The organism is Arthrobacter arabinosi (assembly GCF_054511115.1).
The window spans coordinates 474,378-495,141 of the sequence record NZ_JBTNDF010000001.1; the positions used below are offsets into that span (position 1 = coordinate 474,378).

22 protein-coding genes, 1 pseudogene and 1 riboswitch are annotated in these 20,764 nt (G+C 67.8%); of the genes and pseudogenes, 6 read left to right on the forward strand and 17 right to left on the reverse strand.

What is annotated here, in order from left to right; genetic code table 11:
* Positions 1-65 precede the first annotated feature (65 nt).
* A riboswitch (SAM riboswitch) is annotated at positions 66-193 on the reverse strand.
* Between the two features lie 185 nt (positions 194-378).
* The 3 genes from ACX80P_RS02270 to ACX80P_RS02280 form a co-directional block, all read right to left on the reverse strand.
* On the reverse strand, positions 379-843 hold the full coding sequence (locus ACX80P_RS02270) for a DUF4383 domain-containing protein (RefSeq protein ID WP_459276400.1): 465 nt from the start codon (positions 841-843) through the stop codon (positions 379-381).
* Positions 844-927: 84 nt separating this feature from the next.
* Entirely contained in the window at positions 928-2,934 is a 2,007-nt protein-coding gene (locus ACX80P_RS02275; protein WP_459276401.1) for a heavy metal translocating P-type ATPase, read from the reverse strand.
* Between the two features lie 95 nt (positions 2,935-3,029).
* Positions 3,030-3,296: a BON domain-containing protein gene (locus ACX80P_RS02280; protein ID WP_459276402.1), complete on the reverse strand. Its 267-nt coding sequence runs from the start codon at positions 3,294-3,296 to the stop codon at positions 3,030-3,032.
* A gap of 181 nt (positions 3,297-3,477) precedes the next feature.
* Between ACX80P_RS02280 and ACX80P_RS02285 the strand changes: the two genes are divergently transcribed.
* Together ACX80P_RS02285 and ACX80P_RS02290 are read left to right on the forward strand one after the other, a co-directional pair.
* Positions 3,478-3,759 (forward strand): hypothetical protein, encoded by a 282-nt coding sequence (locus tag ACX80P_RS02285; RefSeq protein ID WP_459276403.1) that lies wholly within the window; start codon positions 3,478-3,480, stop codon positions 3,757-3,759.
* Positions 3,756-4,196 (forward strand): hypothetical protein, encoded by a 441-nt coding sequence (locus tag ACX80P_RS02290; protein ID WP_459276404.1) that lies wholly within the window; start codon positions 3,756-3,758, stop codon positions 4,194-4,196. Before ACX80P_RS02285 ends, ACX80P_RS02290 begins: the two co-directional genes overlap by 4 nt.
* Positions 4,197-4,286: 90 nt before the next feature.
* On the opposite strand, the gene ACX80P_RS02295 is transcribed toward ACX80P_RS02290, so the two are convergent.
* Positions 4,287-4,610, reverse strand: coding sequence for a hypothetical protein (locus tag ACX80P_RS02295; protein WP_459276405.1), 324 nt, complete (start codon positions 4,608-4,610; stop codon positions 4,287-4,289).
* Positions 4,611-4,622: 12 nt separating this feature from the next.
* The gene (locus ACX80P_RS02300) at positions 4,623-5,072 is read right to left on the reverse strand and encodes a pyridoxamine 5'-phosphate oxidase family protein (protein WP_459276406.1); all 450 of its coding nucleotides are present in this window, start codon (positions 5,070-5,072) and stop codon (positions 4,623-4,625) included.
* A gap of 279 nt (positions 5,073-5,351) precedes the next feature.
* Between ACX80P_RS02300 and ACX80P_RS02305 the strand changes: the two genes are divergently transcribed.
* On the forward strand, positions 5,352-6,275 hold the full coding sequence (locus ACX80P_RS02305) for a universal stress protein (protein ID WP_459276407.1): 924 nt from the start codon (positions 5,352-5,354) through the stop codon (positions 6,273-6,275).
* On the opposite strand, the gene ACX80P_RS02310 is transcribed toward ACX80P_RS02305, so the two are convergent.
* Positions 6,205-6,600 carry a pyridoxamine 5'-phosphate oxidase family protein gene (locus ACX80P_RS02310; protein ID WP_459276408.1) on the reverse strand — a complete coding sequence of 132 codons (396 nt, stop codon included), beginning with the start codon at positions 6,598-6,600 and terminating at the stop codon, positions 6,205-6,207. The two genes, ACX80P_RS02305 and ACX80P_RS02310, sit on opposite strands and share 71 nt — an antisense overlap.
* Before the next feature lie 196 nt (positions 6,601-6,796).
* Between ACX80P_RS02310 and ACX80P_RS02315 the strand changes: the two genes are divergently transcribed.
* Complete coding sequence (locus ACX80P_RS02315; RefSeq protein WP_459276409.1) at positions 6,797-8,479, forward strand: GAF domain-containing sensor histidine kinase; 1,683 nt, start codon at positions 6,797-6,799, stop codon at positions 8,477-8,479.
* On the opposite strand, the gene ACX80P_RS02320 is transcribed toward ACX80P_RS02315, so the two are convergent.
* The gene (locus ACX80P_RS02320; RefSeq protein ID WP_459276410.1) at positions 8,427-9,116 is read right to left on the reverse strand and encodes a response regulator; all 690 of its coding nucleotides are present in this window, start codon (positions 9,114-9,116) and stop codon (positions 8,427-8,429) included. The genes ACX80P_RS02315 and ACX80P_RS02320 overlap by 53 nt on opposite strands.
* Before the next feature lie 170 nt (positions 9,117-9,286).
* On the opposite strand from ACX80P_RS02320, the gene ACX80P_RS02325 reads away from it, so the two are divergent.
* Together ACX80P_RS02325 and ACX80P_RS02330 are read left to right on the forward strand one after the other, a co-directional pair.
* Entirely contained in the window at positions 9,287-9,778 is a 492-nt protein-coding gene (locus tag ACX80P_RS02325) for a universal stress protein (protein WP_459276411.1), read from the forward strand.
* 55 nt (positions 9,779-9,833) lie between these two features.
* A pseudogene (locus ACX80P_RS02330) lies at positions 9,834-9,980 on the forward strand (universal stress protein); the annotation flags it as partial.
* A gap of 265 nt (positions 9,981-10,245) precedes the next feature.
* Here ACX80P_RS02330 and ACX80P_RS02335 read toward each other — a convergent pair.
* From ACX80P_RS02335 to ACX80P_RS02380, 10 genes are all read right to left on the reverse strand, one after another.
* Complete coding sequence (locus tag ACX80P_RS02335) at positions 10,246-11,145, reverse strand: hypothetical protein (RefSeq protein WP_459276412.1); 900 nt, start codon at positions 11,143-11,145, stop codon at positions 10,246-10,248.
* 52 nt (positions 11,146-11,197) lie between these two features.
* Positions 11,198-12,748, reverse strand: a complete 1,551-nt coding sequence (locus tag ACX80P_RS02340; protein WP_459276413.1) for a DUF4389 domain-containing protein — start codon at positions 12,746-12,748, stop codon at positions 11,198-11,200.
* A gap of 63 nt (positions 12,749-12,811) precedes the next feature.
* Entirely contained in the window at positions 12,812-13,036 is a 225-nt protein-coding gene (locus tag ACX80P_RS02345) for a hypothetical protein (RefSeq protein WP_459276414.1), read from the reverse strand.
* A 187-nt stretch (positions 13,037-13,223) separates the two neighbouring features.
* Complete coding sequence (locus tag ACX80P_RS02350; RefSeq protein ID WP_459276415.1) at positions 13,224-14,357, reverse strand: lycopene cyclase family protein; 1,134 nt, start codon at positions 14,355-14,357, stop codon at positions 13,224-13,226.
* A gap of 42 nt (positions 14,358-14,399) precedes the next feature.
* The gene (locus tag ACX80P_RS02355) at positions 14,400-14,888 is read right to left on the reverse strand and encodes a universal stress protein (protein ID WP_459276416.1); all 489 of its coding nucleotides are present in this window, start codon (positions 14,886-14,888) and stop codon (positions 14,400-14,402) included.
* Between the two features lie 383 nt (positions 14,889-15,271).
* On the reverse strand, positions 15,272-16,453 hold the full coding sequence (locus ACX80P_RS02360; RefSeq protein WP_459276417.1) for a serine hydrolase domain-containing protein: 1,182 nt from the start codon (positions 16,451-16,453) through the stop codon (positions 15,272-15,274).
* Positions 16,450-17,436, reverse strand: coding sequence for a glycoside hydrolase family 68 protein (locus ACX80P_RS02365; RefSeq protein ID WP_459276419.1), 987 nt, complete (start codon positions 17,434-17,436; stop codon positions 16,450-16,452). Before ACX80P_RS02365 ends, ACX80P_RS02360 begins: the two co-directional genes overlap by 4 nt.
* 41 nt (positions 17,437-17,477) lie before the next feature.
* Entirely contained in the window at positions 17,478-18,302 is an 825-nt protein-coding gene (locus tag ACX80P_RS02370) for a carbohydrate ABC transporter permease (protein WP_459276420.1), read from the reverse strand.
* Complete coding sequence (locus ACX80P_RS02375; protein WP_459276421.1) at positions 18,302-19,138, reverse strand: carbohydrate ABC transporter permease; 837 nt, start codon at positions 19,136-19,138, stop codon at positions 18,302-18,304. Before ACX80P_RS02375 ends, ACX80P_RS02370 begins: the two co-directional genes overlap by 1 nt.
* 149 nt (positions 19,139-19,287) lie before the next feature.
* Positions 19,288-20,745, reverse strand: coding sequence for an ABC transporter substrate-binding protein (locus ACX80P_RS02380; protein ID WP_459276422.1), 1,458 nt, complete (start codon positions 20,743-20,745; stop codon positions 19,288-19,290).
* Between the last annotated feature and the right edge of the window lie 19 nt (positions 20,746-20,764).

Here is a 20,764-nt window from a genome sequence, read left to right on the forward strand (position 1 = left end):
AGACGCACGAAAGGCGCCGGGTTCGTGCTAGGGGAGGGCCGTACAACTCACGGTGAGTGCCTTTCGCAGTGCTCTTGCCTGCGCCGGACCGGCACAAAGTGCCATGGCGGAGGCCGCTTCGTCATCCGAACCACCCGGGAACATGGGGTTGGTGTGCGGCCCAGTCGGAGCTTGGCGACCGCATCTCTTGAAGCTGGAATTACTATAGGCACGAAAAAGCGTCGGGCGGCGAAGAAGAAGTAATGTGACCGTCGGAATGCGGCGCGGTCATTCCGGAAACGTGCACGGTCCGGAAGGACGGCAGAAGAAGGTCCCCGCCGAACCGTGGTTGGCGGGGACCCCCTGTGGAAGACGCCGATCGTGCGGGTGCCGGAGATACTACGTCCCGGCGTGCTCCTCGACGTCGGTCGAGGCGAGCGCGCCGCCGACCACCAACACGATACCGAGCACCAGGTTCGCCCAGTTGGTGGCTGCGTTGATGGACAGGAAGTTGGCGGCGACGTCGGCAGTCACGAAGAGGCCGTAGATCCAGAGCACCAGGAAGAAGACGCCTGCTCCGAGAAGGTAGTAGCGTGCTTCGACCGGTTGCCGCGCCAGGACGATGCCGGCGGCGCCCACGAGTGCGTAGAGGACACTCAGCAGGACGCTTGTCTGGAAGATGCCGAGGAACAACGCGGAGGAGTTGCTCGCGAAGGCCAGGGTGTTGTAGTTCGAGGTGATTCCCGGGATGAGACTGAGTACCCCGATCAGAAGCATCAGCCCCCCGGCAACGAGGGCCAATGTGCGTGACGCGACGCCCGAATGGGCATGGGCACGCTTGGGGTTGAGTGCGGAGGAGGACATGACCGTTTTCCTTCGACGAATCGTTGGGTGTCTGACCCCTCAAGGATGCGGCGCCGTCAGCGTCAGCAGTAGGGAACAATGTCCCTACTGGGTTCGCGTACCTGCGGTCGGAGAGCCGGACGGCGGCGAGGAGGCGGGCGGTACGGGCGCCGGCGGGGCCTCGGACCGGGGTGAGCGTGCCGCACGCAGAGCGTAGAGGATCGTCAGCAGATCGATGCCCTCCTGCCCGAAGGCGCCGGCCAGTGGGGGGACGAGCCCCAGCGCTGCGCACACCATCAGCAGGAGGCTCAGCGCAATGCCGATCCCGATGCTCTGCAGCGCTATCCGCAGGGTGCGTTTCCCGATGAGCACGGCCTCGGTGACTTTCGCGAGGTCGTCGACGGTGATGATGACCTCCGCCGATTCGCTGGCCGCCGTCGACCCCCGCGCACCCATGGCGATCCCGACGTCGGCGGCCGCGAGGACCGGGGCGTCGTTGACGCCGTCGCCCACCATGATCACCGGGCGTCCGGGGAGGGTCCGGACGATCTCCACCTTGTCGGAGGGAAGGCAGTCGGTGTGGATGGTGGACACTCCGGCCTCCCGCGCGATGTGGCGTGCAGTGGCTTCGACGTCGCCGGTGAGCATGAGCACGTCGCGCACACCGAGCGCGACGAGCGAGCTGACCGTGGCGGGCGCTGCGCTGCGCAGGGCGTCCCGCAGGATGATGACCCCGGCGAAGCGCTCGCCGACCCCCACGTAGACGGCAGTCTCACCCGGCGAGAGGGGCGGGGCCGGGACACGCCCCACGAGGCTTTCCAGGAAGCGGCGTTTGCCGACGGTGACCGTCGTCCCCGCGACCTGCGCGCGCACGCCGTCGGTGGCGACCTCCTGTGCCCCGCTCACAGGATGGAGGGTCAGCCCGCGCTCTGCGGCTTCGGCGGTGATGGCGGCGGCCAGGACATGCGTGGAGTACTGCTCCGCGGATGCGGCAAGAGCCAGGACCTCGCCCTCGCTGAGGGGTCCGGCCGTCGGCGAGAGCAGGATCGCGCCGACCAGCGGCGTGCCGGAGGTCAGGGTGCCGGTCTTGTCGAAGGCCACGCTCCGGGCCCGGGCGAGCTGCTCCAGGGCCTGGGTGCTCCTGATGATGATCCCCGCCCGGGCGGCCCTGCTGATGCCGCCGAGGAACGCGACGGGGGCGGCGATGAGCAGGGGGCAGGGCGTGGCCGCGACCAGGACCGCGGCGGCCCGGGTGGGATCGGAACTCGCGAACCACGCCAGGGCGGCGAGGACCAGCGCGACGGCGGTGAAGGGGACCGCGAACCGGTCGGCGAGCCTGACCGTCGGCGAGCGGCTGGCGGAGGCTTCCTCGACGAGCGCGACGATCTGGCTGTACTGCGACTGCGCCGGTGTGGCTGTCGTGCGCAGGGTCAGTGCGTCCGCGCCGTTGAGGGATCCGCTGAGGATGTGGGCGCCGCGCACGTGGTCGACGGGCAGGCTCTCGCCCGTGAGCATGGATTCGTCGAGGGTGGCGGAGCCCGAGAGCAGCGTCCCGTCGGCCGGGACGACCTCCGCGGGCCTCACCAGCACGAGGTCGCCCACCTGGAGTTCGTCGATCGGTACATCCTCGATGGGGCCGCCGTCGGGCGCTCCGTCGGAAGCGGTCGGTCCGCGGTCGCTCTCCGCGATCCGGTGGGCGGATCGGGGGGCCCGCTCGAGGAGCGCCCGCAGCTGCGTCTGGGCGCGGGCGGATGCGAACTCGTCCAGCGCCTGGCCACTCGCGATCATGAGCACGACGACGATGCTTGCGTAGTACTCCCCGGTCGCGGCTGTCGCGATGATGGCCATCAGCGCCAGGAGGTCCACGCCCCAGTGGCCCTGCCTGATGTCCCTGACCATGCCGTGGGCCTGTACGAGAGCGACCGCCAGGGAATAGGACGTCGCAGAGACCTGCGCTGCGGTATCGGCCCCCGCAGCATCGAGGAGGACCGTCGCCACGATGACGAGGCACGTCAGGACGACGAGTCGGGGCAGGCGCGGGAATGAGGTCCTCGGCGGTACGGCTGCTGCAGACGTCGCTGTGTCGCGCGGTCGTCGGGCGAGGGTGGTCACGGGAGGATCTTCGGAGCTGTGCTCATGTTCTTCTGCCTCTCCCACAGGCCGCCTTCCGGCGCGGCGAGACCCGGCGATGCAGCCTGCGCGTCGGCCTAGGCACCTGATTCGACGGTCAGGTTGTTGTAGACGGCGCGGATGGACGGGTGGCACCAGCAGGCGAAGCCGGCCCGTGACCGGTCCTCGCGACGCCTGACCACTCCGGAGAGGACCACGATGCCGTCCGTCACGGCGATGTCGAGCCGGGCGCAGTCGGCCGCCCGGCGGACCGCGTGGTGCAGAAGGCGCTCGAGTGATGCATGGTCGCCTGCCCCGCGCCCTCCTCCGGCGCGGGCAGGATGGTTGCCCACAGTCATCGTCATGGGTCCACTGTGCGCCGGGTGCCGGCCCACCTGCAGGGTCCAAGGTCCCGTTTCCCGCCGTCGCGCCGCCCGCACCCGGGCAGTGGACGGCGTCGGATGTGACTTTAGGCCCTAGTAGTCGGCATGCGTCTCACGTGTGATGTCTGTGCAAGGTGAGACACCCATCCGAGAGGCTCGCACAGTGACCAACATCAGTTCGATTTGGACGAGGATCGACCCGACCGTGCAGCAATGGGTCCTCGGCAACCCGGGATGCGTGGTCCTCCCGCGCACCCTGGTCAACCGGGTGGAAGCGAGCATCGGTGAGAGCCTCGATGCGGATGCCCACGGGGAGTACTGGTTCTCGGGGGAGGAACTCGTGTTCCTGAAGGCGCGCCGCCGGGCCCAGGAGCTGGGCGGGTATGCCGCCGGAGGGCAGGGCAGCGTCCGGCGGAACGACCACGCCGAGATGCTGGACCGATGAGGAGGCGTCTGATCGCCTCCGGCGGTGCGGCCCACGGGTCTGCGAGCACCGCGTACCGCCGGGGGGCCTCTGCCACGGGGACCGCTGCGGTCGGCGCGGACTCGGAGGAGACGATGCGGCGGCGTGCCATGGCGATGCACCCGTCGGCCTCCAGCCGGAAACTGAAGATCCTGGTCAGCGCGGATGCCGAGGCGCACATCGTGCAGATCCTCGTCCACGGCTGCGTCTCGGCCGTGAATCTGCATGCCCTCGACCTCGTCGTGCGGCGGGCGGCCACCCTGGCGCCGGGCACGAACGTGGTCCTGGACCTGAGTGAGGCGCAAGCCGGGGACGCGGTCCGGGCGGATCTGCAACCGCACTCGATCGCAGCGCGCCTCCGGGCGCAGGGGGTTGCTCCGGCACCCTTCCCTCTGGGGGTCGTACTTCCCGCATCGTAGTGCGGGTGATGGACAGGTGCACCCTGGGTTCAATGGTGAGCATGGGGTGCGCCGAGCCGCGTGATCTAAGCGCTCCGCGGAGCGCTTCGATCAGGTGCACCAGAACCAGCCCGGGGGGCGCCAGCTCGCCGGCACTTCGTGGTCGCGGCTTCGTCCGCAGCGGGCGCAGCAGTATGTGATCCGGGCGTGCCGGGTGCGGCCGTTGGGGAGGATCACCTGTTCCGAGTAGGTGGTGTACACGAGGGCGTCGTCCCTGCCGCAGGACAGGCAGATCGGCGTCAGCCCGCGGGGCCGCTCGCCGTGGAGGGCCCGCTCACGGATGGCCTTCCCGTCCAGGACGCGTTCTTCCTCGTCCGCCCCCCTGACGGGGAGAGCCGCTGGTGGCTGCTGGTGACCGATCCGGATCGTGGGCATGATCAGCAGCGGCTAACGGGCGGTCGACAGCCGGCGGCCACGCATCCGGGTGGGGGCCAGCTCGTAGAAGACGTCGCGCAGGCCGGGGGCCCACGGCTCCTCCGAGAGCCGGCCCCACAGGGTCTTCAGGAGGTCCGGGTCCTCGACGCGGGTGACCGGCCCGTTGGCCAGGATCGTCCAGCCGCTCTGCGAGGTCCGATCCGTGGCATCGACCTGGAACGCCGCATGCTCGAGGTGACTGCCGGCGATGCTGCCGTCCGCCCGTGTCCGGAAGTACACGCGCTCGTCGAGCACGAAGTAGTTGACCGGGAAGATGTTGAGGAACCCCTCGTGGAAGAAGCCGAGGCGACCGAGCGACTGCGTCGTGGCCAGGGCCCAGCACTGCGAGGGGGTCAGGGTCTCCGAGGCATGGAGGGCGCCGGGGATGTCCCAGTAGGAGTCCTGGCGTGGTGCTGTCGACACGGTGTCGTCCTTCGTCCGTAGTGATGGTCCAGGCGCGGCACCGCGCCCGGTGAAAACCGGACGAAGGGGTGCTCCCCGTCGACGCTACAAACGCCCGGACCGGCTGATCAGGGTCGAAAGGCCCTGATCAGCCGGTCCGGGATCTGTGATCGTGGGAGTGTCACGCCAGTTCCCTACGACGCCGGACACTCGCGGACGACCTGCGTGCCAGTTCTCCGTTCGACCGCCGGAGCGAGCCGTCGTCGTCCCCGACCACGATCAGCACGGTGAGGATGCCTCATGACCACTGTCCTTCCCGAGGCGACAGCAACGGAACCCTCGCTCGAGCACTCGGAGCCGATGCTCGTCGCCATGCGTGACCCCGCGGCGGACCGGACGGCGGTGGAATGGGCGGCCACCCGTGCGGCGGCCCTCCATGTGCCGCTCACGGTCCTGCATGCCATCCCGGACCCGTCCCTGGTACCGCCGGGCCGCCTGTACGGTGACGAAGTGATCGCCGGCCGCGTGATGGTCAGCCGTGAAGCCTCGAGGGTGGCCCACCGGTATCCGGGGTTGCGGGTCAGCACGTACCTCCACTGCGGGGACGTGGTCGAGGCGCTGCTGGGGCTCTCTGCCGCCGCGCCCATGATCGTCGTGGGTGCGGATCGGAGGGATCCTGCCAGCGGGGAGTTCAGGGGTTCGGTGGCGCTGCAGGTGGCGCTCAACTCCGCGACGCCGGTCGCCGTCGTCCCGCCGGGGTACGGCTACCAGACGGCGTCCGGCCAGGCCAGAGGGGGAGTGGTCGTCGGCGTCGATGGCTCGGACATGTCCCGGGCCGCCCTCCTGAGGGCAGCAGCAGAAGCGAACGCAGGGTCAATGGCCCTGACCGTGGTGACCGCACTGGGTTCGTCACCGCAACGGATGGCCATCGGCGCGTCCTCCATGCTCCTGGCCGTGCGTACGCGCTACCCGAGCCTTCTGGTGAGCTGGATCGCCGATGACCTGCACGCCCCCGTCGAGGCGCTCGCGCTCTATGCCGCCGGGTCGGACCTGCTGGTGATCGGGCGCCACGGGAGCGGCGCGCGATCGGCGATGTCCCTCGGATCGGTGACGCACACGCTGCTGCTCGAGCCGCCGTGCCCGACCCTCGTGCTCACTCGTCGTGAGCTCGAGCCGCCTGAGGGACGTGCGACGCATGCAGAGGAGCGAAGGAACGACCGCTGATCGTCTCCGGCACCAGCCGCATGAACCGGTCCTTGCGGCCCATCTCCCACGGATGCAACGGCAGGTGGACGGTGTCCAGCAGTTCGCTCGTCTGGCTGATGGTCGCAGCGTGTCCGCTGACGATCACGCTCCACACCAGCGCACCGCCGTCGAGGAAGCCGTCCGTCTCGAAGGCGACCGCCGCCTCCTCCGAGAATCGCGACTTCGTCCCCTCCGAGGTCCGGAAGACGATCGTGCCGTGTTCCACGACGAAGTTGACCGGGAAGATGGCCGGTACCCCCTGGATACACAGGGCGAGGCGCCCGAAGGGAGCATTCCGGAGCAATTTCCAGCATTCGTGGGCGGGAAGGATTTCCGTAGGTGTATTCTCGGCTTCCATAGATCGACACTACGAAGCGGCCCACGGGCCGGATAGGGCCCTCGGACCCTTTCTTCCGGCACCGGGGCGAGGTCTCGTCATGACGGACGATCGTGATACCCCGGGGGGCGGGACGTCACGTCGACAGTACGGAGTGCGGCACGTGGTCACCTATTCCGACGATTTCCCCCTCGAAGCACCTCCACGGACGACGGCGCTCGCGGGGATGGAGGACCTCCTCGCCGCCTTCGCCGCGATCGCGGACGATCTCGGGCTCGATACCGTCCTGGAACGCGTCATCTCGGCAGCCTGCCAACTGGTGGACGCCCGCTACGGCGCCCTGGGCGTCATCGGCCCGGACCACACCCTCGGGCACTTCACCACCGTCGGCCTGGAGGACGGCGAGATCCGGCGGATCGGCCAGTTCCCGACGGGGCACGGAATCCTCGGCCTGCTGATCTCCGTGCCGCATTCCCTCCGCCTGTCCGACCTGCGCGAGCATCCGCTCGCCTACGGCTATCCGCCCAACCACCCTCCGATGAAGTCGTTCCTCGGGGTACCGATCCGGATCCACGACCGCGTCTTCGGCAACCTGTACCTGACCGAGAAGAACGGAGGCGCGGACTTCTCCGTCGCCGACGAACAGCTCGTCGTGGCGCTGGCCTCCGCCGCCGGGGTCGCGATCGAGAACTCGCGACTCTTCGACGAGGCGAACCGACGCACCCGGTGGCTCGAGGGCGGGCTGAACGCGGTGAGGGAACTGCTCGGTCAGCAGGACGAGTCCCATCACGACCTGGACATCCTCGTCACCCACGCACTGAACGCCTCGCAGAGCATGCTGGCGGCCGTCCTCAGGGATTTCGGCAACCAGCGGGGAGTGGGCTGCGAGGCCGTGGACGGTGTCGAGGTCGACGCCCTGCTGGGCCGACCGAGCCTCGACGCCTCACTGCTCGACAGGCTCCCGACCACCCTGTCACCCGTGCTCCTCGACGCCGACGAGTTCGTGCGGATCCTCCCCGGGGCCCCCGACGGGATGATCGGGCCGGCACTGTGCAGCAGGCTGCCCGGCGACGGCGACCGCCGATTCCTCGTCGTCGGCCGGTCACCCGGCGGATCGCCGTTCTCCGACGTCGACTTCGAGATGATGACCACCTTCGTGTCCCATGTGTCCCTGGCCCTCGAACTGCTGCGGGTCCATCGCCAGCGGGAACAGGAGGCGGTCTTCGGCGACCGGGACCGGATCGCGCGCGACCTGCACGACCTCGTGATCCAGAGGCTCTTCGCAGCCGGGCTGAGCATCCAGAGCCTGCGCAAGTACACCCCGGACACGGAGGCCCTGACGCGGATCGCCGCGGTGACGACGGAACTGGACGAGACGATCCGTGAGCTGCGCGACACCATCTACTCGCTGCGTACGGTTCCGCAGGCGATCCCGACCTTCACGTCCACGATCTTCTCGCTCGTCGCGGATGCCTTCGACGGCCACGACCTCGCCCCCGTCCTCCAGCTCTCCGGTCCGCTCGACGCGGCGCTGGACGACGAGCGTGCCGACCACGTCCGGGCCGTCCTGCTCGAGGGCCTGTCCAACGCGCTGCGCCACGCCGACGCGCAGACCATCACGGTGACGCTCCGAGCGGGCGGCGAGAACCTGGAACTGCGAATCGTCGACGACGGACGCGGGTTCGACAATCCGACCCGCGTCAGCGGCATGACCAACATGAAACGCCGCGCCGAATTGTGCGACGGCTCGATCTCCATCACCAGCAAGCCGGGCGGGGGGACCCAGGTCCACCTCAGGATCCCTCTGAAGCCGACGGAGACGACGAACCCACCGGACGGGAGATGAATACTGCCGCCTGGGTGCGGCGCTGGAAGCCGAGCTTGGACAGCAGGGACGACACGTAGTTCTTCACCGTCTTCTCCGCCAGGAACAGCTCCGCGCCGATCTCCCGGTTGGTCAGCCCTGCTCCGATGAGCGCCAGGACCTTCTTCTCCTGGCTCGTCAGGCCGGTCAGCCGCGGATCCTCGACCGGCGCGTCATGCAGGCCTGAGACGATCTGCTCCGTCATGCCCGCTGCGAACAACGATTGACCCGCCGCCGCCCGGCGGACCTTGTCCACGAGGTCCGAGCCCAGGATCTCCTTGAGGATGTACCCGGAGGCACCGGCGAGCACGGCCGCCCTCAATGCCTGGTCGTCGTCGTAACTCGTCAGGATCACGCATGCCAGCGAGGGGTCGATCGAACGCACATCCCGACACACTTCGATCCCTGTGCCGTCGGGCAGCCTCGCATCGAGGATCGAGACGTCCGGTGAGAGGGCGGGGATCCGCCGCGCCGCCTCCTCGGCCGACCCGGACTCGCCGATGACGGAGAACCCCTCGCCTTCCAGCAGCTCGCGCAGGCCACGCCGGACCAGTTCGTGGTCGTCGAGGAGGAACACCGTGGCCTCCTGGGGATGCCCGTCTGTCGCGGGATAGTCCATCTCAAACCTCCGACGTCGTGTTTCCTGCTCCATCATCCCCCCGGACGGTGGTCGAGGTCAGGGCACAACGGCCCGAGATCGGGCGGGTCCTTCGGCCCTACCCGGGGTACGAGGGGACGGGGAGGATGTCGGGGCGCACGTTTCATCTGTGGCGAAGGAGCCGGACCGGAATGAACACCACACCCTCACCCCGCAGTCCCCGCGTCATCGTGGTCGGCGTCGACGGCTCGGAGGAGTCGATCGCCGCTCTGGAACTCGCCGCCAGCCTCGTCCCACTCGCCGGTGACATCATCAGGGCGGTGACGGTGTGGCAGTACCCCATAGGCTTCGGTACGTTCGCCCCGATCACGTGGAATCCTGACGAGCTGGCCGAGACGGCCCTCGACCACGCACTGTCGGCGGCGTTCCGCGATGAGCCGCCATGCCCGGTGGAACGCCTGGTCCTGCAGGGGCCCACGGCCCAGGTCCTCATCGACCAGAGCCGGACGGCGTCGATGATCGTCGTCGGTTCGCGGGGGCACGGCGGATTCGTGGGCCTCCTTCTCGGCTCCGTGAGTTCGGCCGTCGCCGAGCGCTCCGCCTGCCCGGTCGTCATCGCCCACGGCACGCTGAAGTCCCCCGACGGCGAAGCCGCCGCGCAACCCCTCACCACGTCGGCATGACTGCCGGCCCCGCCGGAGCCGGCGGCACCTCGCAGCCGGGACACACGCCGCGCCGGTGACCGGCGCCCCCACCGGTGTCCTGACCACGCTCTCCACTGAAGCGTCCTTGCTCGTCCTCGGGACGCGCGGCCTCGGCGGCTTCGCCGGGTTGCTGATCGGGTCCGTGAGTCTGCGTCTCGCCTCGAGCGCGTCCTGTCCCCTCATGGTCGTCAGGGATGCCCGTCCCACGCATGACACCGTCCTGGTCGCCGTCGACGGTTCCCCCGAGAGCGACCGGGCCGTGATCGTGGCGGCCGACCTGCTTCTCGCTGCATCCGTTCCGGGCTGCATCGTGGAGCGGGCCCGGTCCGCCGCCTGCGTCGTCCTCGGTGCCGGGAGGCACTCGGCGCTGGGTGGTCCGGCTCGGGTCCACCGTGCATGCCGTGCTGCACCACGCCGACGGCAACGTCGTCGTCGTGCGGTAGCTCTCAGGCCCTCGAACGGAGCCGGGTGCTCGCCTCGAGGGGAACGATGATTTCCGGGTCCCGCCGGAACGGCACCTCGAGCGTGGCCCGCAGGAACCAGCGCACCCGCAGGAGGGGGGAGACGACCGTCGGAGCAGGGACCGCGCCGGCGGTCAGGGTGAAGGGGACCGCAGCACCCGTGCCTGCGTGGGCGGGCAGGCGGACCTGGTCGATCACCGTCTCCTCGACGAGGAAGTTCCCCGGGTAGCGCTCCTCCTGGGGGCGTTGCCCGGCCCAGAACATCACCTCCTCCTGCATGACGATGCTGATGCTGACGGTACGGGCCTTGGACTCGCCGACCACCACGGCTCCGGACAGCTCCGCCCCGGGATGCACGGTGTGCGTCGACAGCTCCGACACCTGCAGCTCTTGTGCGGAGTGCCGCCCATCGGTCGGGCGGACGCCGGGGTCGACGGCGCCCGCCCCTCCCTCGGACTGGACGATCAGGGGATGGGCGCGGACGACGTCCGCGTTGCCGTCGGAGGACACCCGGGCGCGCACGGACCAGCCGGACAGCGCCAGTTTCCCGTGGAGTGTGGGGATCGCGTCGGCCGGCACCAGCAGCTGGCTCGTCTCGGAGCACGACTCGCCCTCCCGCAGGGTGATGTCGGTGCCCACGAGTGTGCTTCCGATGTCCCTCGAGGAGCGTTCGGGGGCACGGTACGTTCCACCGAACTGGTTGCCGCGTGTCTGCGTGAGCTCCAGCGAGTGGACGAGCGTGAACTGGACCGAGGTCACCCGGACGCGGCGTGTCGCGTGCATCTCCACGCTCACGGGGGTGCTGTGGCCCAGCACCGCAACCCCCTCCGTGCCGCGCTGCAGGAGGGAGAGATCCATGATGTCGTGGGGCCTGGTGGGGGTCATGGTCGTGTGCGCCTTTCCGTCGTGATCGGTGGGTGGGACGTTCCGCGGGCGGTCAGGTGCCGGGCGGTCGGGGCGGAGCCGGAGGTATGTGTGGCTCCGCGGTCCGCCAGCTCCCGCCGACGCGCGCACGGCTCTCTGCCTCGTCCGGTCCCTGGTCCAGGCGGAACGGCGGGTACTCGTCGCGGAGCAGGAACACATAGGCAGCGACGCGGTACGTCCACCGGTTGATCCCCATGACCAGGGCGAAGAGCGGCGCCGGATAGCGTGCCGCGAACAGGAGCGTGAACCCGGCGATGAGCGTCAGCAGGCCGAGCAGTGACGGCGCGGAGGTCCTGATGACGTCGCCGGAGGCGGGTGCGACGACCACGGTCGTGGTCGCGGCACCCGTCAGGGCCGCGATGACCAGGAGGTGAGGGAGGGCCAGCAGCCACCACTTCACGAGGACGAGGCCGCGGTGGAGCCCGGAAGGATAGGGGACGTCGAAATCGGCCGGATAGTCGGGGACACGGGCGAGGGTGAAGGGCGGGTAGAGGTCCGTCCCGAGCGCCGCCGCATAGAACTGCACCCGCCACGTCCAGCGGAAGACACCGACGGCGAACGCGAACAGGCCCGTCGGATACCGTCCGGTGAAGAGGATGACGACGCCGGCGGCCACGGTGCACACGAAGCACGCGAGCCACAGCAGGCCCAGCACCACGACATGCGGGATGACGAGGAACCACTTCACCAGCCACAACCACCGCGAGAGCCGGGGTTGCAGGTAGCCCGTGAGTCGGGCCGGATAGGGCAGGAAGTCGCGTGCCGGCTCGCCCGACGCAGTGCGGTGGGGTTCCTGGGGCAGTGCACGGTCCGGGTCCCGGTCGGCAGCCAGGGACGGGTCGAGGCCTTTTCCGAGGGCGTTCGCCCCGACGAGGACGAGTGGGACCCCGACCAGCACCAGGAATCCCGCCACAAGGAGCAGCGTCATGCCGACGGGCGCGAAGAGGTTCGACCGGAAGCCGGCCTGGAGTTCGACGACGCCGGCCTCGCTCCCGTCGGCGTTCATCACCACCACCGCCCAGCTCCCCGAGCGGATGTCCACGGAGATGACCTGCGTTCCGGGACCCGAGGCGGAGGCGGTCCAGAACGTCTGTTCGGTGGGCGGAGCCGGAACGGAGGAGCCCGGGACGTCGCGGTACCCGCCGCGGAAGGGGTCGGTGCGGATCTCGGTCAGTTCCGTGTGCCGCACGGAGGACAGGTACGCATCCACGTCAGCCTGTCTCGCGACCCCGATGAAGACGGCCTTGGTGCTCGGCACGCCTGTGGCCTTCAGCTGCACCGTGGCGACACCGGCCGGGAGGTCGCCCCACCCGTCTTCCGTGCGGACATCCTGCAGTCTGGTGGCGGTCAGCGCGTAGGAGTCGTACTCGAAGCGCCCCGTGGAGGTGTTCAGGAACTGCCCGTCACGCTGGAGGCCGGCCAGGGCGCTGACGACGGCACCCCCGAAGGCGAGGGCGCCTGCTATGGAGACGAGCAGGGCGCCCAGCAGGACCATGACCAGGGGACCGGCCCTCATGGGCGTCCGAGCGGGCGGGGGAGTGGTGCTCGACGAACTCGAACTCATGGCGGGTCCTCCGTAGTGGTGCCGGAGCGAGGAGCAGACCTCACCCCGGCACGGGCGCGGGCGTCAGGGGCACTCCTTCGGGGGGAGTGGATGCGTCTCCCGGTACTTCTGGATGTGCAGGGCGAGTTTGCGCTCTGCTTCCCGGCGACGCTCCATCAGGCGTTTGAGGTCGGATCCCGTGGGTTTGAGACCGATGGGCCGGAAGGTGTCCTCGCCTGTGGGGGAATCGAAGTGGACGGAGCGCGTCCCTGAGAGGGGTGAGGCGCTCGGGTGCTCTATCGAGCTCATGAATCATTCCTTCGGTTGCTCGTGACGTGGTCGCCGACCGGGTGATGCTTCCCGTGTGCTTCTCGCCGGCGTCGCACGACGGCCACTCACGAAAGGGGTGCGTCCCAGTGTCCGTCGGGACGGGGCCTTCCTCTAGGGACTTTCGTCACCATTGCCGCTGGAACCGCCGCACCTCGGTGCCGCGGAGTCACAGCCAGAGGCGAGGCCGGAGGAGCAGGCGGACGGGCATGGACCCCAGGAGGTCCCGTTCCTGCAGGGGGGTGGTGCGTTCGTCGAGGAAGTCGAGGATGAGATCAGCGTCGAGAGAGGTGAACGCCGCCCTCATGAAGCGGACCGCTGATTCCGGGTCGCGCTCCCACATCCTCAGGACGGGCTTGTCGTAGAAACGGAACCGGCGGGACGGCGGGGGGCTGTAGGGCGAGCCGGTCGTGGCGAGCGACGAGGCGACGCGCTCGGCCTGCCGGAGGATCCTGGTGAAGCCGTACCCGGTCGTGGCCTTGATGATCCCGGATGCTGCACCGACGTACAGATGGCGTCCCCGCGACGGTTGGGGGCGCAGGCCGAGCGGGATGATGCCCCTCTGGACGGTGAGCGTGGAGAAGTCGGTCACCCCGCAGATGCTGCGCAGGTACTCCGACGTTGCCGCTTCGAAGGACCAGCCGGTGCCTGTGGCGTCGCCCGGCCCGATCCGCGTGGTCTCCACGAGGGCCTCCCGGGTCGAGACGGGCAGGAGGCAGTGGAAGCGGACGGGCGGGCTGTCGCCCGACCGGAAGTCCATGAACGTGGCTGTTGTCGGATCGAAGCATTCGTGCGGGGTCCTGATCCGCCGGATCTCCCCGGTCATGAGCAGGGGAGGGGTCACCCCGGGTGGCGGAGCCGTGCTGTCGAGGCAGTGTGCGGCGGTGAAGGATCGCCCGTCGGCGAGCACTACCACCACGTGGTTCGCGTGGGTGCGGACCTTCGCGGCCCGGCCCTCGAGGCGTGTGATGCGCGGATCGGCGTCGATCACCTCGTCCAGGCAGCGGAAGATCCTCTGCGAGGACGTCAACGACAGCGTGTGGCGATCGAGGGACATGGTGCGCAGGCCGAGCGCGGTATCGACGGCGAGCGTCGTGTAGCTCGCTGCCGGGATCAGGGGTAGCGGCAGGGCGCCGTCGTACCAGTAGACGATGAAACGGTGCTGGTACCGGCGGCTGTCGTCGACGAGGAGTATTCTCGCATCGTCCAGCGCGGGTTGCCTGCTCAGGAAGTAGGCGAGGCTTCGCCCGGCGAGCCCACCGCCCGCAAGGATGATGTCGAACTCGGCGGGTTCAGCGCCCACGAGAGCTGGTATCCGTCACGACGGGGGGCGGCGAGGAAAGGCTCAGGCGTCGGCGTCCTCGGCCACCTTGTGCCCGGCCACGTCACCTTCGGACCGGCCTTCGGCCACCGCGTGGACGACGAGGACGGGACAGTGGGCGTGGGCGACGCACCCCGCGCTCACGGACCCCAGGAGCAACCCGCGGAAGGTGCCGTGACCCCGCCGGCCGACGACGAGCAGGGCGGCGTCCCGCGAGGCCTGGACGAGTGCCTTGCCGGGGTGGGCGAATACCACGGTGGTCTCGAGACCGTCAGGGATCGTCTCTCCGAAAGCCTTGGCGATGGCATCCTTCAGGTGGATCTTCGCCGCGTCGGCGAATTCACTGGTGCCCAGTGGCACGTAGCCCGGGTATTCGGCCGGGTAGTCCCACGCGGCGACCGCCAGGATCGTGGCGTCGAATGCCGGCGCCAGCCGCTGGGCGTACCGCAGCGCCTCGACGGACTGTTCGGACCCATCGACGCCGACGACGATGCGGGAAGCTGGTGTGCTCATGGGGTTTCTCCTCGGACTCACTGCGATCAGGGCGCTCCTGCTGCCTGAAGCGTGCCCACCGGCGACGGCGCACGATAGGGTCTTTCGTCCTGTGAGCCGCGGGATCGTCGTCCCGTGAACGGCATGGGCCTCCGGTGCGACGCGGGAGCGGATGGGCGGTTGAGGAGCCCAGGTGCGCTCGACCGGATCGCGTCGGGGGAGTCCTGGCCAGGAGGGGTTCCCACCCCTTCGGGACTATTACCTGACATAATGTAGATTATCGGCGAATACTTCGGCTGCTGAGAAGGGGTCGTACGGCTCTGAGAACACGCCCGACTGTTCGGCCGCTTCGTCGAGCTGACTCATTGGAGATGTGCGTGTGGCTGCCGCTGAGGCTCGCAGGTTCACCGGCTCACTATTCCTCTCAGGGCGTCGATGATGTTCGTGGCTCGCTCATCGTCACCGGCCTCCATCCAGTTGGTGATGAATGCCATGCTCAGTCCCAGTTCGGGTTCGGCGAAGGCGACCTGTCCTCCGGCCCCGTCATGACCGAAACCTCGTGAGGAGACATAGCGGCGTGCTTCGGAATCGAGCTGGAACCCTGCTCCCCAGCGGGGCCATGGACCTGGGACCGGGAACACAGGTTCACCCTCGCTCCGCACATCGGTGGCACGGTGGAGGACCGCCGGATCGAGGCGTCGGGTCACAGCAGTATCGACGACGGTGGAGGACCAGACTGCGGACAGACCGCGGGCGGTGGCGATAGCGCCTGCACCGGCGAACTGTGCTGCTCTGACATCAGATCGGTTGAAGCCCTGGTCGGCAGTCACCAGCTCCTGCGGGAACGCATCCCCTAGGGTCATGGCCCGTCCGGGCCAATCCGGCTGATTCTCATCGAAGGCTTGAACCTGCGCCTGGACCATCGATGTGAGGCTCAGTCCTGCCTCGAGGTGTGCGACGTTCTGTTGGCGCTCGATAGGCAGCCCGAGGTGCACTTCAGCTGCAAGCGGAGCTGCCAAGGTTTGGGTGAGGTACTCCCCCGGCGTGAGTCCTGTGACGCGATGAACGATCTCTCCAGTGATCCACCCGTGGGTCAGGGCGTGATAGGCGTACCCGGTACCGGGCTCCCAGAGCGGCTCCTGCTCGGCCAGGAGTCTCGTCATCGTCGGCCAGTCCATCGCTTCCTCGAGACTGACGGACCGCCGGGGCGCGGACACGCCCGCGCGGTGGGACAGGGCATCTCCGACGGTGATGTGCCCTTTCCCATGGGCGGCGAACTCGGACCAGATGTCTGTCAGCGGGGTGTGGTAGTCGAGCCGGCCGGCTTCGACGAGTCGTGCCACGAGGATCGCCATGATGCCCTTGGTGCAGGAGAAAATGACGGAGGACGTGTTCTGCTTCCAGGGTGATGCGTTTCGTGTATCGGCGACCCCGCCCCAAAGATCGACGACAAGTTCGCCTTGATAGTGGACGGCCAGGGCCGCGCCCATGTGAGGTCGTCCGTCGAAGGCGTCGCTGAATGTTTCCCGTAGCGCGCTGAAGCGGCTGTCGATCGAACCTTCAAGGGCTACTGGTGCAATGGTCATGGTTCGGCTCCAACGGTGGTGAGGGTCTTGGACAGCACGAGGTTTTCCTTGGGCGACCAGTGCAGGGGCATAGGGTCCGAGATGCCGCTGACGAAGGTGCCGGCGGAATGTGTGTTCTCGAAGGCGAGTAGCACCCATTGCCCGGTTCGTGTCCGTATCGCCCTGCCGGCATAGAGGTCTTCGTCCGTCAGTCTGGTCGCTGACGATAGGTCGATAGGTTCGTGAAGGGCATTGGAGTTGAGCGCCACCGCCCAGATTCCGCCGCTGGATCCCGATTCCTCGCGTTCTCCGGCCAGATGTTCTGTGTCGCAGGAGAAGATCAGGACCGGTGTGCTGTCGATCGTCACCAGTTGCAGGACTTCCAGGTGGGCGAATCCGGCTCCTGGTGTGCTGAGGGCGGGTTGAACTGTCCAGTGTTCGAGGTCGTCAGAGGTTGCGTGACCGATGACGCCGCGGTCGCGGCTGGTACCGGTCGATGCCCGGGCTGTGATGAGCATGTGCCAGAGCCCCTGGTCATCGCGGTGTATCCAGGGGTCCCTCCAGGCTTCCTCATGCCATGTGCGGTCGCTGAGCGTCTCGTACCAGCGGGGGTCCGCAGATATCTCGAGCGGGTACTTCGTCCATGTCGTCAGGTCGTGGGAGACTGCCCGACCGACGGTCTCCACGTTCGTCATGGTGTGAGGGGACAGGAAGCGGGAGCCGGTGTAGAACATGTTCCACAGGCCGTTGTCGGCCCGCACGACGCTTCCGGTCCAGGTGGCAGTGCCGTCGAAGTCGTCTGGTGCGCCGGGTCGGAGTACTTCTCCGTGGTCCTCCCAGTGGTGGAGGTCGGTCGAGGTGGCGTGACCGATGCGTGCGTTGCGGTGGCGGAGTTCCGGGTCTCTGAGCGATTTCGGGGCGTGGAGGTAGAACAGGTGGTGGGTGTCGCCGTCGGCAGCGTGCCAGAAGTCCCAGACCCAGTGGTCTGTCAGGGTGAAGCTCATGGTGGGTTCCCTCGGGGGTGTGGCAGGAGGATGAGTGGGGGTCAGCCTTTGACGGCACCCTGCAGGAGGGCGCGGACGAACTGGCGCTGGAAGATCAGGAAGACCACGATGGCTGGGGTGATGATGAGCAGGGCTCCCGCGTTCAGGAGCGGGATGCTCAAGGAGTACTGGCCTTGGAAGAAGGTGAGAGCGCCAGCCACCGTCCTGTCCAGCGGGTCTGCAATCAGGACCACAGGGAGCAGGAACTGATTCCACGTCCACAGGAACAGCAGGATCGCCAAGGCCGACAATGCAGGAACGGCCAGTGGCAGTTGGATGCGCCGGAACTCCTGGGCGATGGAAGCACCGTCGACGCGGGCGGCTTCGGAGAGTTCGCGCGGCACGTTGATGAAGTGGGCTCGCATCCAGAAGACGCTGAACGGCATGAATAGTCCGAGCAGGGGGAAGATCACGGCCCACGGGGTGTTGAGGGTGCCCATCGCCTGTGCTTGGTAGTAGAGCGGGATGATCAGGGCTTCGAAGGGAATGGTGAGCCCGGCGACGAAGAAGATGAGGATCGCACGCCCACCCTTGGGAGCCAGGGCTCCTAGCGCGTAGCCGGCGAGGGTGGCGATGAGCAGGGACGCTGGTACAACACCGAGCACGATGAACGCGCTGGACTGCATGAGCCGCCAGACGTTCCCGACCTCGAAGGCGGTGATGAAGTTGCCCCATTGCGGGTCGGTCGGCCAGACGAGGCCGGTCGGGTTACGGTCGGCCGGTTGCAGTGCCGCGGACAGCATGCTGATCAGGGGCAGCAGGGTGAGGATCAACGCCACTGCAAGCAGGACTCGGCCCAGGAGGAGCTCGGTGCGGCTGGTGCGCATCAGTCGTTCACTTTCGAGAGTCTTTGGATGGGCAGGACCACCAGGAGGACGAGCACCATCAGCACCATGCCGAAAGCCGATGCCAGGCCGACGTCACTCTGGGTGAATCCGATGCGGAAGATGGAGATGCCAGGAACGAGCGTCGCTCGGCCGGGGCCGCCCTGTGTAGAGGTGTAGATGATGTCGAAGCTGCTCAGTGCGGCGATGATGGTGAGCGTCGCGAGGACGGCGATCTCCTGCCGCAGCCCAGGCAGTGTGACGGTGAAGAATTCACGCCACCACCCGGCTCCATCGAGGCGGACTGCTTCGTAGAGGGACCCGTCGATCTTGCCGATGCCGGTCAGCAGGAGCACGGTGCACAAGCCGGTAAGCACCCAGGATCCGATGAGCCCGACCGCCGGCAGGGCCGTCCCGTAGTCCGCCAACCAGGAGCGCGTGATCCCGTCGAGACCAATGGCTCCGAGGAATTGGTTGACCGTTCCGGTGTCGGCGTACATCCATGCCCACGCGATGCCCGCTGCAGCCAGTGGCACGATCTGCGGAAGGAAGAGGATGGTCTGCGCGATGGAGGACACGGGTCCCCGGCGCATGGATCTGATCAGGCTGGCAAGGATCAGACCGACGGTGATCGGGATGATCGTGAAGAAGATGATCAGGGTGAACGCGTTGAGGATCGATGCCAGGAGGACCGGGTCCGTGAGGACGCGCGTGTAATTCTCGAGCCCGACGAATGTGGATGCCCCAACCCCATTCCAGTCGTAGAACGAGTACTGCAGGCCCATGAGCATCGGCGCGATGACGAAGCCGATATAGACGGCAAGGGCCGGAAGGAGCATGAGCCACGCAGTTCGGGATCCGGCTCGGCGAACGGGCGTCCGTCGGCGGGCCTGGGCTGCGGCCACGACCGGTCCTGTCGGTGTCGAACCGGTAGCGACTGGCTGCTGCGCCTCGGCGCCGCGGCCAGGACCGGTCATGGCCTTGTCCATCAGTTGCCCACTTCGCTTTCGTAGAACTCCTGCACGCGACTGACGAAGTCCTCACCGGTGATCTTGCTAGTCACCAGAAGCTGGGACTCGGGAATGATCGCTCCCGCGTAGATGCCGGCTGTGGTGTTGGACATGAAATCGACCTGTCCGTTCTCCTCGCCGATCTGGGCTGCCATGTCCAGGGCGTCTGCGATCAGGGAGCCCTCTTCGACGGTGGGCTGCTCGAGCGACGGGTCGCCGCCCGGGGAAGCGCCGGTGACATCGGTGATGATCTGGCGTGCTGCCGGATCGGAGTGGATCCAGTTCAGGAAGTAGGTGGTCGTGTCCAGGTCGTCCGACCCTGCAGCGACCGAGAACGAGTTCGCCGCCCCCATTGCTACGTGGTCGCCGCCTTCCTCGACCGGGGGCACGAGGAAGAAGTCGACATCCTCGCCCAGCGCCTTCTGATAGTTGGCTGCCTCCCAGTTGCCGTTGAACGCGAACAGGCCTTCGCCTTCCGAGAAACGGGTGACGAACGTGAAGTAGTCGACCGCGTTGATGTCGGACGGGAAGTACCCCTTGTCAGCCCAGGTGCGGATCAGTTCCGCGCCCTGGATGTTCCCTTCGGTGGCGTAGGTGCTGCCTTCTTCGTTGAACATCCACGACAGGAACTCGTCCTTGTCGGCGTACTGGTTCATGGCCGCCTGAATCACGAAGTTGACGACCCCGTCCTTGTCGCCCGCCATGATGGGCACCTCTCCCCCGGCTTTGGCTGTCGCCAGGTCTTCCTCGAGTTCAGCCATGGTCTGCGGGGGGCCGTCGATGCCGAGCTTCTCGGCGATGGCCGTGTTCATGTAGATCCCGGTGATGCTGTAGCCCAGGCCGACCTGGTACAGCGGACCCGAACCGCGGGTACCTTCCTCATTCATCCTCAACGGGGCCAGCTGCGATTCCGGCCACACGTCCCACCCGTAGGCCTCCGCATACGGGTCGAGGTTTGCGAGCAGCCCATCACGTGCGGTGTCACCGATGGTGGGCAGCCGGATGAGATCGGGCGGGTTCTCGCCCGCCAGAAGCTTGGGAGCGTTGGCCGTCAGGTTCTGGAAGGTGTCCCGGGTGATTTCGAACGTCACATTCGGGTGCTGCTTCGTGAACTCCTTCGCCAGCTCGTCCGTCACAGGGAAACCTGTCTCGTCGGCGATCGTCAGGGTGACGTCCTCAGACGTGAGCTCCGTGCTGACCTCCGCCGACGCCCCATCAGCCGGTTCCTCAGACCCGGGTCCACTGCTGCCCGGTGCGCAACCGGCCAGCGCGAAGCCCGCAACTGCAACGACCGCCAGGGCGATGCTGGATCGGCGGTGGGATGCGCGCCGTGGTGCTGAACTCATGATGACTCCTTCGTCGATGATGCGCCTGGAAGACGCAATCCGGATCGGACTGCTAAATCCATTCAGCACTAGAGTGAAGCCATCACGCACTCAGCGCAAGTACGTTGCT

Bases quoted from the DNA above. Each gene is read 5' to 3' on its own strand.
- ACX80P_RS02270 (WP_459276400.1), bottom strand. From the start codon at position 843: ATGTCCTCCTCCGCACTCAACCCCAAGCGTGCCCATGCCCATTCGGGC.
- ACX80P_RS02280 (WP_459276402.1), bottom strand. From the start codon at position 3,296: ATGACGATGACTGTGGGCAACCATCCTGCCCGCGCCGGAGGAGGGCGC.
- ACX80P_RS02290 (WP_459276404.1), top strand. From the start codon at position 3,756: ATGAGGAGGCGTCTGATCGCCTCCGGCGGTGCGGCCCACGGGTCTGCG.
- ACX80P_RS02295 (WP_459276405.1), bottom strand. From the start codon at position 4,610: ATGCCCACGATCCGGATCGGTCACCAGCAGCCACCAGCGGCTCTCCCC.
- ACX80P_RS02305 (WP_459276407.1), top strand. From the start codon at position 5,352: ATGACCACTGTCCTTCCCGAGGCGACAGCAACGGAACCCTCGCTCGAG.
- ACX80P_RS02320 (WP_459276410.1), bottom strand. From the start codon at position 9,116: ATGGACTATCCCGCGACAGACGGGCATCCCCAGGAGGCCACGGTGTTC.
- ACX80P_RS02325 (WP_459276411.1), top strand. From the start codon at position 9,287: ATGAACACCACACCCTCACCCCGCAGTCCCCGCGTCATCGTGGTCGGC.
- ACX80P_RS02335 (WP_459276412.1), bottom strand. From the start codon at position 11,145: ATGACCCCCACCAGGCCCCACGACATCATGGATCTCTCCCTCCTGCAG.
- ACX80P_RS02340 (WP_459276413.1), bottom strand. From the start codon at position 12,748: ATGAGTTCGAGTTCGTCGAGCACCACTCCCCCGCCCGCTCGGACGCCC.
- ACX80P_RS02345 (WP_459276414.1), bottom strand. From the start codon at position 13,036: ATGAGCTCGATAGAGCACCCGAGCGCCTCACCCCTCTCAGGGACGCGC.
- ACX80P_RS02355 (WP_459276416.1), bottom strand. From the start codon at position 14,888: ATGAGCACACCAGCTTCCCGCATCGTCGTCGGCGTCGATGGGTCCGAA.
- ACX80P_RS02360 (WP_459276417.1), bottom strand. From the start codon at position 16,453: ATGACCATTGCACCAGTAGCCCTTGAAGGTTCGATCGACAGCCGCTTC.
- ACX80P_RS02365 (WP_459276419.1), bottom strand. From the start codon at position 17,436: ATGAGCTTCACCCTGACAGACCACTGGGTCTGGGACTTCTGGCACGCT.
- ACX80P_RS02370 (WP_459276420.1), bottom strand. From the start codon at position 18,302: ATGCGCACCAGCCGCACCGAGCTCCTCCTGGGCCGAGTCCTGCTTGCA.
- ACX80P_RS02375 (WP_459276421.1), bottom strand. From the start codon at position 19,138: ATGCTCCTTCCGGCCCTTGCCGTCTATATCGGCTTCGTCATCGCGCCG.